Annotated in this window: 11 protein-coding genes and 1 pseudogene; 4 read left to right on the forward strand and 8 right to left on the reverse strand. The window is 59.8% G+C overall.

The genetic code is table 11. The features are described from left to right. From sucA to H0V78_08345, 8 genes are all read right to left on the reverse strand, one after another. On the reverse strand, window positions 1–1244 hold a 1244-nt coding region (sucA, locus tag H0V78_08310; GenBank protein MBA2351781.1), incomplete at its 3' end, for a 2-oxoglutarate dehydrogenase E1 component. A 69-nt stretch (window positions 1245–1313) separates the two neighbouring features. Further along, window positions 1314–2612 carry a citrate (Si)-synthase gene (gene gltA, locus H0V78_08315; protein MBA2351782.1) on the reverse strand — a complete coding sequence of 433 codons (1299 nt, stop codon included), beginning with the start codon at window positions 2610–2612 and terminating at the stop codon, window positions 1314–1316. Between the two features lie 89 nt (window positions 2613–2701). Continuing rightward, window positions 2702–2944 (reverse strand): succinate dehydrogenase assembly factor 2, encoded by a 243-nt coding sequence (locus H0V78_08320; GenBank protein ID MBA2351783.1) that lies wholly within the window; start codon window positions 2942–2944, stop codon window positions 2702–2704. Between the two features lie 63 nt (window positions 2945–3007). Then, window positions 3008–3703 carry a succinate dehydrogenase iron-sulfur subunit gene (locus H0V78_08325; GenBank protein MBA2351784.1) on the reverse strand — a complete coding sequence of 232 codons (696 nt, stop codon included), beginning with the start codon at window positions 3701–3703 and terminating at the stop codon, window positions 3008–3010. Between the two features lie 106 nt (window positions 3704–3809). Next, window positions 3810–5573, reverse strand: coding sequence for a succinate dehydrogenase flavoprotein subunit (locus H0V78_08330; protein ID MBA2351785.1), 1764 nt, complete (start codon window positions 5571–5573; stop codon window positions 3810–3812). Between the two features lie 82 nt (window positions 5574–5655). After that, window positions 5656–6006 (reverse strand): succinate dehydrogenase, hydrophobic membrane anchor protein, encoded by a 351-nt coding sequence (gene sdhD, locus H0V78_08335; protein ID MBA2351786.1) that lies wholly within the window; start codon window positions 6004–6006, stop codon window positions 5656–5658. Next, window positions 6000–6377, reverse strand: coding sequence for a succinate dehydrogenase, cytochrome b556 subunit (gene sdhC, locus H0V78_08340; protein MBA2351787.1), 378 nt, complete (start codon window positions 6375–6377; stop codon window positions 6000–6002). Before sdhC ends, sdhD begins: the two co-directional genes overlap by 7 nt. A gap of 203 nt (window positions 6378–6580) precedes the next feature. After that, complete coding sequence (locus tag H0V78_08345; protein MBA2351788.1) at window positions 6581–7336, reverse strand: GntR family transcriptional regulator; 756 nt, start codon at window positions 7334–7336, stop codon at window positions 6581–6583. 171 nt (window positions 7337–7507) lie between these two features. Here H0V78_08345 and H0V78_08350 point away from each other — a divergent pair, with 171 nt between their 5' ends. The 4 genes and pseudogenes from H0V78_08350 to H0V78_08365 form a co-directional block, all read left to right on the forward strand. Then, the gene (locus H0V78_08350; protein MBA2351789.1) at window positions 7508–8491 is read left to right on the forward strand and encodes a malate dehydrogenase; all 984 of its coding nucleotides are present in this window, start codon (window positions 7508–7510) and stop codon (window positions 8489–8491) included. A 125-nt stretch (window positions 8492–8616) separates the two neighbouring features. Further along, window positions 8617–9500 (forward strand): annotated as a pseudogene (gene prpB, locus H0V78_08355) (methylisocitrate lyase). Then, complete coding sequence (prpC, locus tag H0V78_08360) at window positions 9500–10630, forward strand: 2-methylcitrate synthase (GenBank protein ID MBA2351790.1); 1131 nt, start codon at window positions 9500–9502, stop codon at window positions 10628–10630. The pseudogene prpB and the gene prpC overlap by 1 nt, the downstream one beginning before the upstream one ends. Window positions 10631–10748: 118 nt before the next feature. Further along, window positions 10749–11761: bifunctional 2-methylcitrate dehydratase/aconitate hydratase (locus tag H0V78_08365; protein ID MBA2351791.1), on the forward strand; the 1013-nt coding region annotated here is incomplete at its 3' end.

The following is an 11761-nucleotide window of genomic DNA, read 5'->3' on the forward strand; positions in this document are numbered from 1 at the left end:
ACCATTTTCGCGACATCGCTGCAGTACAGTGTCGAGCGCGTATCGCGCGGGTCGGACGTCGTGAAGCCGATCTGATTGTTGACGATGATGTGAACGGTGCCGCCGGTGCCGTAGCCGCGCGTCTGCGACAGATTCAGCGTTTCCATGACGACGCCCTGGCCGGCGAAAGCCGCATCGCCATGAATCAGCACGGGCAGCACCTGCTCGCCTTCGCGGTCCTTGCGGCGGCGCTGCCGCGCGCGCACCGAACCGACGACGACCGCATTGACGATTTCGAGATGCGATGGGTTGAAAGCCAGCGTGATATGCATCGGCCGCCCCGGCGTCATGATGTCGGACGAGAAGCCCTGATGATATTTGACGTCGCCGGAACTCAGATCCTGCGCGTGCTTGCCTTCGAATTCGGAAAACAGATCCTTAGGCATTTTGCCGAACGTATTGACCAGAACATTCAAACGGCCGCGATGCGCCATGCCGATCACGGTTTCGAAGACCCCCAGGCTGCCGGCGCGCTGCAGCAGATGGTCGAGCAGCGGAATCAGGTTTTCGCTGCCTTCGAGAGAGAACCGTTTCTGCCCGACGTAGCGCGTGTGCAGGTATTTTTCCAGCGTCTCGCCGGCGGTCAGGCGTTCCAGGATGTGGCGCTTGTACTCGGAAGAGTAGTGCGGCTTGCCGTGCACGCTTTCCAGACGATCCTGGATCCAGCGTTTTTGCACGACATTGTTGATGTACATGTATTCGGCGCCGACATTACCGCAATAAGTCTCGCGCACAGCCTTCAGGATATCGCGCAGCGGCGCATGGTCGTAGCCGACCAGCGAACCGGTATTGAACTTGACGTCCATGTCGGACTCGGTCAGGCCGTAAAAAGCGGGGTCCAGGGTGGGCAGATCGGGCCGCTCCTGGCGTTGCAGCGGATCGAGATTGGCGCGTAACATGCCGAGGAAGCGGTGAGCGTTGATCAATTGCAGCACCGCGACCTGCTTGCGTTCATGCTCGGCCGACAGGCTGCCGGCATCGCGGCCGCCATTCACGCGTCTTGTTTGCGCGAGCTTGCGATAGGAATCCTGGATCGGCGTATGCGCGATATCGGGCGCGCCGGCGCTTTGGCTCAACTGGTCAAAGTAGACGCGCCACTCGCCACCGACCGCCTCGGGGTCGTCTAGGTATTGCTCGTAGAGCGCTTCGATGAAAGGCGCGTTGGATCCGAACAGATAGGAATTGCTGCGTAACTCGTTCATCATGCCGGCACCTCCGGAAGCTGGTCGATCAGGCTGAGGCGGGATCAGGAGATCGAACCCGACTAGCCAAGTTTACCGCCGCGCCGCCATCAGCGGCACATCGCGGGTTACCGGGCCTACATACAACTGGCGCGGCCGGCCGATTTTCTGGTCCGGCTCGCTGATCATTTCATTCCATTGCGCGATCCAGCCGACGGTGCGCGCCAGCGCGAAAATCGCCGTGAACATGCTGGTCGGGATGCCGAGCGCGCGCTGCACGATGCCCGAGTAATAATCGACGTTCGGATAGAGTTTCTTGCTGACGAAATAATCGTCTTCGAGCGCGATCCGTTCGAGTTCCAGCGCCAGCCTGAAGATCGGGTCGTCGTGCAAGCCGAGTTCGTTCAGAACCTCGTGGCAGGTTTCGCGCATCAGTTTGGCGCGCGGATCGAAGTTTTTGTAGACGCGATGACCGAAGCCCATGAGCCGAAACGGATCATCCTTGTCTTTGGCTTTCTTGATGAATCTGTTGATCTGCGACACATCGCCGATTTCGTGCAGCATGTTCAAAGCGGCTTCATTCGCGCCACCGTGCGCAGGCCCCCACAAACACGCGATGCCGGCAGAGATGCAGGCGAACGGATTGGCGCCGGAAGAGCCGGCCAACCGCACCGTCGAGGTCGAAGCGTTTTGCTCGTGATCGGCGTGCAGAATCAGGATGCGGTCGAGCGCGCGCACCAGCACGTGATTCGGGTGATACTCGCCGCCCGGATTGGCGAACATCATGTAGAAGAAATTCTGCACATAGGACAGCGCGTTGCGCGGATACATGAACGGCTGCCCGATGCTGTACTTGTAGCACATGGCGACGATTGTCGGCACCTTGGCGATGAGACGGTTGGCCGAAACTTCGCGATGCTGCGCATCCGAAATATCCATCGCGTCGTGATAAAACGCCGATAGCGCGCCGACCACCCCGACCATCACCGCCATCGGGTGCGCGTCGCGCCGAAAGCCGCGGAAGAAGTTGATCATTTGATCGTGCAACGAGACGTGCCGCTTGATGTTCGTATCGAACTCGAGCTTCTGGTCGGCATTCGGCAGTTCGCCGCGCAGCAGTAGATAGCAGACCTCCAGAAAATCGCAATGCTTGGCCAGTTGCTCGATCGGATAACCGCGATACAGCAGGATGCCTTTATGGCCATCGACGAAAGTGATCTCGGAGCTGCAACTCGCGGTTGCCAAGTACCCCGGATCGTAGGTGAACATGCCCGACTTGCCGAGCGTGCGAACGTCGATCACGTCCGGCCCGGCCGTGCCGGACAGTATCGGAAACTCCATCGGCGCATTGCCGTCATTGAGCGTCAAAGTGGCATAGCGCTTCGCATCCATAAAACCTCCGCTGTCGATAATTTTATTGCTGGGGTGTTGTCCGATTTGCCGCCTTGCCGCCGCTTGAACTTGTGCCGGAGATCGAACGCCTAACGGCGAATGTCCAACTCCCGCAAGCGGCGCAATACGCCCCGATCATCCTCGGCCGGATCGGGTTTGGCGATGATGCGAGCCCACAATTCGGGGTCGGGCCGATTGAGCAAATCGCGTAACGCAGCGATTTCCGGCGGTGTCAGGCTTGCATAGTGGCGATCGAGGAACGCATTGAGCACCAGATCGAGCTCCAGCATTCCTCTGCGGCACTGCCAGCGCAGCCTCGCAAGCTCGCTCACAAGCCCTCGAATTGTAGCAAGGAATCCGCTGCGTGCGCGTGACTCACAGCCTGCTAAGCGCGGTCAGACGCTGCGCTTGATCATCATGTCCTTGATCTTGCCGATGGCGCGCGTCGGGTTGAGCCCCTTGGGGCAAACATCGACGCAATTCATGATGCTGTGGCAGCGGAACAACCGGTACGGGTCTTCAAGATTATCGAGACGCTCGCTGGTCGCTTCATCGCGGGTATCGGCGATGAAACGGTAGGCCTGCAGCAAGCCAGCGGGACCGACGAATTTGTCCGGATTCCACCAGAAAGACGGGCAGGCGGTCGAGCAGCACGCGCACAGGATGCACTCGTACAGGCCATTCAGCTCATCGCGTTCCTTGGGCGATTGCAACCGTTCTTTTTCGGGAGGCTGCTCATCGGTGACGAGATACGGTTTGACCGAGTGATATTGTTTGAAAAACTGGGTCATATCGACGATCAGATCACGTATCACTGGAAGTCCAGGCAAGGGCCGCAAAACAACCGGCTCTTTTAAATCCGCCACCCGAGTAATGCACGCCAAGCCATTCTTGCCGTTGATATTCATCGCATCCGAGCCGCAAATTCCTTCGCGGCACGAGCGCCGCAAGCTCAAGGTATCGTCATGCGCCTTGATGCGAACCAAAGCATCGAGCAGCATGCGGTCGGCCGGCTCGAGCGCGATGTCGTAATCGCGCATTGTGGGCTTGGCGTCGGTTTCGGGGTTGTAGCGATAAATGGAAAAACGCATGAATGCTCCGGGTTCGATTCACATCGTCGTTCCCGCGAAACCTCCCCGAGTGCCTGAATCGAGGAGCGGGAACCCAGCGACCTTAGTCTCAGTTTACAGCGGTTCGTTAGTACGTCCTCGCCTTCAGCGGAAACTGCTCCACCGTCAGCGGCTTCAGATGCACCGGTTTGTAATCCAGGCGATGACCGTCGAGATAATACAGCGAGTGTTTCAGCCAGTTCTCGTCGTCACGCTTGCTGAAATCGGCGCGGTCGTGCGCGCCGCGCGATTCCTGGCGCGCCTCGGCTGAGATCAGCGTGGCGACGGCGACTTCGATCAGGTTGTCGAGTTCGAGGGCTTCGACCCGGGCGGTGTTGAAAACCTTGCTTTTGTCCTTGATTTCGGTGCGCGCGATGCGTTGCGCGACATCCTTGATCTTCGCCACGCCCTCAGTCAGTAGATCAGGAAAGCGGAACACGCCGCAATGCGCCTGCATCACGCGGCGCATAGCGGCGCCGGCTTCGTGCACGCTCTCGCCGCTTTTTTGATTTTCGAGCCGGTCCAGGCGAACCAGGCTGGTTTCGCCGGCATCGCGCGGCAAATCCTTGTGCCCCGGATTCTTCGTCAGGAATTCGAGCATGCTGTTGCCGGCAGCTTTGCCGAACACCAGCAAATCCGTCAGCGAATTGGTGCCGAGCCGGTTGGCGCCGTGCACCGATGCGCACGCGCACTCGCCGGCAGCGTAGAAACCGTGGACCACAGTTTCGGGGTCGCCATCCAGCGGCGCGATCACTTCGCCGTGGTAATTGGTCGGTATGCCGCCCATCTGGTAGTGGCAGGTCGGCACCACCGGAATCGGATCGGTAACGGGATCGACATTGGCGAATTTTTTGGCAATCTCGCGGATTCCCGGCAGGCGCTTTTCGATGACCTCGGAGCCGAGATGGTCGAGCTTCAGCAGGATGTAATCGGCATCCGGGCCGGCGCCGCGGCCTTCCTTGATCTCGGTCGCCATCGCGCGCGAGACGACGTCGCGCGACGCCAGATCTTTCATGTTCGGCGCATAGCGTTCCATGAAACGCTCGCCATTTTTGTTCAGCAGATAGCCGCCTTCGCCGCGCACCCCTTCGGTAATCAGAACACCGGCGCCGGCGACGCCGGTCGGGTGGAATTGCCAGAATTCCATGTCTTCGAGCGGAATGCCGGCGCGCGCCGTCATGCCGAGGCCGTCGCCGGTGTTGATGAACGCGTTGGTGCTGGCCGAGAAAATCCGCCCGGCGCCGCCGGTCGCGAACAAGGTCGCGCGCGCGTGGAAAACCATGACCTCGCCGGTTTCCATTTCGAGCGCGGTCACGCCGAGAACCTGGCCTTCGCTGTCGCGAATCAGATCGAGCGCCATCCACTCTACGAAGAATTGCGTGTTGGCGCGGACGTTGCGTTGATACAGCGTGTGCAGCATGGCGTGACCCGTGCGGTCGGCGGTCGCACACGAGCGCTGTACCGGCTTCTCGCCGAAGTTCTGCGAATGGCCGCCGAACGGACGCTGGTAGATCGTGCCGTCGTCGTTGCGGTCGAATGGCATACCGAAATGTTCAAGCTCGTAAACGACTTTCGGCGCTTCGCGGCACAGGAATTCGATCGCGTCCTGATCGCCCAGATAGTCGGAACCCTTGACGGTGTCGTACATATGCCAAAGCCAGTTGTCCTCACCCATGTTGCCGAGCGAAGCGCCGATACCGCCCTGCGCCGCGACTGTGTGCGAACGCGTCGGAAACACTTTGGACAACACCGCGGTGCGCAACCCGGCTTCGGATAATTGCAGCGCCGCGCGCAAGCCGGCGCCGCCCGCGCCGACGATGACCGCATCGAATTGGCGTCTGGCTAGCGCCACGCAGCACTCCCTGCAGCATTTAGTGATCGTTGACTCATCGAACTCCCCATGAATTCTCTGGCTGTTTTCTCAGCGGCCGCTTTCAACCCGCGCCCCACAGAATTTCCAGCGACCACAGCGCATACAGCGTGAGCGCCAGGACCGTCAATATCTCGAGCGCCAGCCGCGCACCGGTATGCTGTATGTAATCCATCAAAATATCGCGCATGCCGACCCACGAATGCAGCAGCAGACTCGTCAGAAACAGCAGCGTTGCAAGGCGGATCCACTGGTTTTCGAACAGACCGGCCCAGGTCGCGTAATCAAGGACCGGCTGCATGAACAGGATTGCGATCAGCAGTACCGTATAGACCGCCATCACGACGGCCGATACGCGCTGGACGAGCCAGCCGCGCAGCCCGTAATGGGCGCCAACGACAATGCGCTTTACCATAGACGAATCCCGATCAGCAGCGTCAACGGCAGACTTATCGCGAGCACTGCCCAACTGCTTGCGCGCGATGGCGCCAAGTCAACGCCGATATCGAGATCGAGCAGCAGAAAACGCAATCCCGCAAAAAAATGATGCAGGTAAGCCCAGATCAAAACCAGAAAAGTCAGCTTCACGAGCGGCTGATCGAAGCCCTGTTTCAGCAGCTCGAAATGCTCGGGCGTGGACAAACTCAACTGCAGCGTATACAGCAGATAAGGGATGAACAGAAACAGCAGCGCGCCGCTGATCCGGTGCAAGATGGAAACGGTCGCGGATACTGGCTGGCGTATTTTCAGGAGATTCAGATAGACCGGACGTTTTTTTTTCTGCATGGAAATCCTGAACGGCTGATACGAATGCTGGTTGGCGTGAAGCGGTCGATGCCTTGCGCCCTGGCACTGACGATAAGGCTATCGGGTGCGCCGAAGCTGCCGCGAAAACCTTTCTACTTGGTTCCCGATATTATCGCAAGACAAGACTTGTCTTGCAGCCGCTTCGCTCGGGCTTGATTGCCAGGATCATCACAGCTCGGTCGCTAGATAATCTTGTTCGAATAAAAATGCCTGGCGGTATTGCACAGCGTTTTTCGCCATTCGACGGGTTTGTCGTCGTACGTGTAAGCGACGCGTTCGATGGCGAGCAGCGGCGCCCCGGGCACTACGCCCAGCAGCTTCGCGGACCTCGTTCCAGCTGTTGTCGCCTTGATCTGCTCGACGACATGGGTGATGAGGACGTCGTACTCGGATTCGAGCAGGCTGTATATTTTGCATTGATTGCGCTCGACCATTTCCGCCGCAAGTCCTTTGACCAGCCCCGCCGGCAAGCGAATTTCCTCGAGCATGACCGGTTCGCCGGCGATCCGTTGCAAGCGGTTGATCACCATGACCGCCGCGCCATGCGTGATTTCGAGCGCCCTGGCAAGCTGCGCGTCGGCTTTGCCACGCCGGCAATCCAGTAGCTCGCCAACGGGAAAAACCGGAGCGCCACCGCTTGCGCTATTGTCCAGCAACACGCGCACGAAATGAAATTTGCGCTGCGCTTCGTTGTGCGAGGCGACAAAAGTTCCCTTGCCCTGATGCCGTATCAAAACGTTTTCGTCGGCGAGTTCCGAAATCGCTTTGCGCACCGTTCCCTGACTGACCCGATAGCGGGCGGCGAGTTCGATTTCGCTTGGGATCGCCTCGCCGGGCCGCCACTCCGCCGAAATCAGGCTTTGCGTAATCAGGCTTTTGATTTGCCGATAGAGTGGCCGGAACGAAGGCGAGGAAGGCGCCGCTGCTGCATTGCTCATGCCGGTTTTTTAGCATATATCACGATGCTGTCCAAGAAAAATCTATCTTTTATAAGATACAAGAGATGCGTTGACCGGCATTTTGATGTTGGCTAACATTCGGGAACGCGCGGCGTGCGTCTGGTTGCCCGCTTTCACGTTTTAATCCCCTACCCCTTTTCAGGAGTCCTTATGAAAGCTCCCGTTCGCGTTGCTGTGACCGGCGCTGCCGGCCAGATTGCCTACAGCCTTTTATTCAGGATGGCCAACGGCGACTTGCTCGGCCGCGATCAGCCGGTGATTCTGCAGTTGCTCGACATCACGCCGGCAATCGCCGCGGTCAACGGCGTTGTCATGGAACTGGACGACTGCGCGTTCCCGCTGCTCGCCGGAATCAGCGTAACCGATGATCCGAAGACCGCGTTTCGCGACGCCGGCATTGCGCTCCTGGTTGGCGCCCGCCCGCGTTCAAAAGGCATGGAGCGCAAGGATCTGCTGGAGGCGAACGGCGCCATTTTTACGTCCCAGGGCAAGGCCCTGAATGACGTCGCGAAACGCGATGTGAAAGTGCTGGTCGTCGGCAATCCGGCGAACACCAATGCGTACATCGCGATGAAAAACGCGCCGGATCTCGATCCGCGCAATTTTACGGCGATGATGCGGCTCGATCACAATCGCGCCTTGTCGCAAATCGCCGCCAGGCTCAAAAAACCGGTCACGGAAATCAGCAAAATGATTATCTGGGGCAATCATTCGGCGACGCAATACCCGGATTTGAACTCGGCTGAAGCCGGTGGAAAACAAGTCGCGCAACTGATCGACGATACGGCCTGGGTCGAGCAGACTTTCATACCGACCGTGCAGAAACGCGGCGCCGCGATCATCGAAGCACGCGGCTTGAGCAGCGCGGCATCGGCCGGCAATGCCGCGATCGATCACGTACGCGATTGGGTTCACGGGACGCGCCCCGGCGACTGGGTCAGCATGGGCATACCCTCCGACGGCAGCTACGGCATACCCGAAGGCGTGATCTACGGTTATCCGGTGACGTGCAAAAATGGCGGCTTCGAGATCGTGCAGGGCATCTCGATCAGCGATGCAAGCCGCAAGCGCATGGACGCGACGCATCAGGAGTTGCAGGAGGAAAAGGCGGCAGTCAAGCATTTGCTTGGGTAGCCATGAACAGCGATTTCCTGGATTCCCGCGTGCGCGGGAATGACAGGTGGTGATGGTCGACGCGGTGACTTATACGGGGTGGATTTCTGCGTGCGCGGGAATGCCAGGTGGGTGAGAGGGGCCGAATGACGCTATCGACACCGGGCGCCCGCTTGCGCGCAGCACTCGCCGCCGAAAAACCGCTGCAAGTCGTCGGCGCGGTCAATGCGTATACGGCGCGGCTTGCCGAGCGCTGCGGCTATCGCGCCTTGTATCTTTCCGGGGGCGGCGTCGCCGCAAGCTCGCTCGGCGTTCCAGATCTGGGCATCAGCACGCTCGACGACGTATTGATCGACGTGCGCAGAATTACCGACACGACGGGATTACCCTTGCTGGTGGATGCCGATACCGGCTTCGGCGGCGCCTTCAATATCGCGCGCACCGTCAAATCGCTGATCAAATCCGGCGCCGCCGGCATGCACATCGAAGACCAGGTGCAGGCGAAGCGCTGCGGCCACCGGCCGAACAAGGCGATCGTCGCGCGGGAAGAAATGGTCGATCGCGTGAAGGCCGCGGTCGATGCGAAAATCGACCCCGAGTTCGTTGTGATGGCACGTACCGACGCGCTTGCCGTGGAAGGCCTGGAAGCCGCGATCGACGCGCTTGCGCCTGCGTCGAGGCCGGCGCCGACATGATTTTTCCGGAAGCGATGACCGATCTTGGCATGTACCGGAAGTTTGCCGACGCGGTAAAGGTACCGGTGCTGGCCAATATCACTGAATTCGGCGCCACCCCGCTCTATACAGTGCAGCAGTTGGCCGGCACCGGCGTCAGCCTCGTGCTGTATCCGCTATCGGCGTTCCGCGCGATGAGTGCGGCTGCGTTGAACGTTTACAGGACATTGCGCGCCGAAGGCACGCAGCAAAGCGTCGTGCCCACCATGCAAACCCGCGCGGAGCTTTACGACACCCTCGATTATCATGCCTTTGAAGCCAGCCTCGACAGGCTTTTCGAAAGGGAGAAACGCTGATGACGGTCAAGAAATCGGTCGCGCTATCGGGGGTCGCCGCCGGCAATACCGCGCTTTGCTCGGTGGGCTTGAGTGGGGACGATTTGCACTATCGCGGCTATGACATCCTGGAAATTGCCGAGCACGCGACTTTCGAAGAGATCGCGTATCTACTCGTGCACGAGAAACTGCCGACGCAAGCGGAATTGTCGGCCTACCAAACCAGGCTTCAAGGTCTGCGCGGATTGCCGCCGCAGCTCAAAACGGTATTGGAGCAGATTCCCGCTTCCGCCCATGCCATGGACGTGCTGCGCACCGGCGTCTCCAATCTCGGCACGGTCGAGCCCGAGGCCGAAAGCCGCACGCCAGCCGGCGCGCGCGACATTGCCGATCGCCTGCTCGCCTGCCTGAGTTCGATGTTGCTGTATTGGCATCACTTCGCGGCGTCGGGCAAGCGCATCGAAGTGGAGACCGACGATCGATCGATCGCCGCGCATTTTCTGCATCTGCTGCATCGCAAGCGGCCGTCGGCAAGGCACGAGCGTGCGATGCAAACTTCGCTGAACCTTTACGCCGAGCACGAATTTAACGCGTCGACTTTCACCGCGCGCGTCATCGCCGGCACCGGCTCCGACATGCATTCGTGCCTGACCGGCGCCATCGGCGCGCTGCGCGGACCGAAGCACGGCGGCGCTAACGAAGCGGCGTTCGAAATCATGAACCGCTATCGCGATCCCGACGATGCCGAAAAAGACATCAGCAAACGGGTCGCGAACAAGGAAATCGTGCTCGGCTTCGGCCATCCGGTCTACACGGTTTCCGATCCGCGCAACAAAATCATCCGGGAAGTCGCACGCCGGCTCGGCGAGGAAGGCGGCGAAACCAGGCTGTTCGATATCGCCGAGCGCATCGAAAGCGTGATGTGGCGGCAAAAGAAAATGTTCCCGAATCTCGACTGGTTTTCAGCCGTCAGTTACCACGCCATGGGCGTGCCGACCGCGATGTTCACGCCTTTATTCGTCATCGCGCGCACCAGCGGCTGGTCGGCGCACGTGATCGAACAGCGCATCGACGGCAAGATCATCCGGCCCACCGCGAACTACACCGGCCCGGACGATCGCGAGTTCGTGCCGATTGAGAACAGGGGATAAGAGGATCGGGGATCGGGACAGGAAAAATTCACCCCAACCCGATCCTCCGGAAAAAGAATGTGAACCTGGAAAATCCGATCTGACCGATCCGCTGTCCCCGATCCCTTGTCTTACAGTAATGCACACCTCCAACATCCAACCTGCTGCCGATCAGGTCCTCGCCGACATCGCCGATTACGTAGCCGACTATTCGATCGAAAGCGATGACGCGTACACGACGGCGCGCAACTGCCTGATCGACACGCTGGGTTGCGGGTTTGAAGCGCTCGAATACCCGGCGTGCACCAAGCTCCTTGGTCCTGTCGTTCCCGGGACCGTCGTGCCGAACGGCGCCAAAGTGCCCGGCACGCAATTCCAGCTCGATCCGGTGCAAGCCGCGTTCAATATCGGCTGCATGATCCGCTGGCTCGATTTCAACGATACCTGGCTTGCCGCGGAATGGGGGCATCCGTCGGACAATCTCGGCGGCATCCTCGCTGTCGCCGATTATCTGTCGCGCAGGAATGTCGCCGAGGGCAAAAAGCCGCTGGTCATGCGCGACGTGCTGACGGCCATGATCAAGGCGCACGAAATCCAGGGCTGCATCGCGCTCGAAAACAGCTTCAACCGCGTCGGCCTCGATCACGTCGTGCTGGTCAAGGTGGCTTCGACCGCGGTCGTCACGCACATGCTCGGCGGCACGCCGGATGAAATCATCGATGCGGTTTCGAACGCGTGGGTCGACGGCCAATCGCTGCGCACCTATCGCCATGCGCCGAATACCGGTTCGCGCAAATCGTGGGCGGCCGGCGACGCGACGAGCCGCGCCGTGCGGCTAGCGCTGATGACGCTGAAAGGTGAGATGGGCTACCCGTCGGTGTTGAGCGCCGCAACGTGGGGCTTTTACGACGTGCTGTTCAAAGGCCAGCCGTTCAAATTCCAGCGCCCGTATGGCTCGTATGTGATGGAGCACGTGCTGTTCAAGATTTCGTTTCCGGCCGAGTTCCATGCGCAAACCGCGGTCGAAGCGGCCATGACCTTGTATGCAGGGCTTGCGAGGCTGGGCAAGACCGCCACCGACATCGCGAGGATCAGCATACGCACGCATGAGGCGTGCATCCGCATCATCGACAAAAAAGGGCCGCTGAACAA

Source organism: Burkholderiales bacterium, from assembly GCA_013695435.1.
Lineage (GTDB): Bacteria > Pseudomonadota > Gammaproteobacteria > Burkholderiales > JACMKV01 > JACMKV01.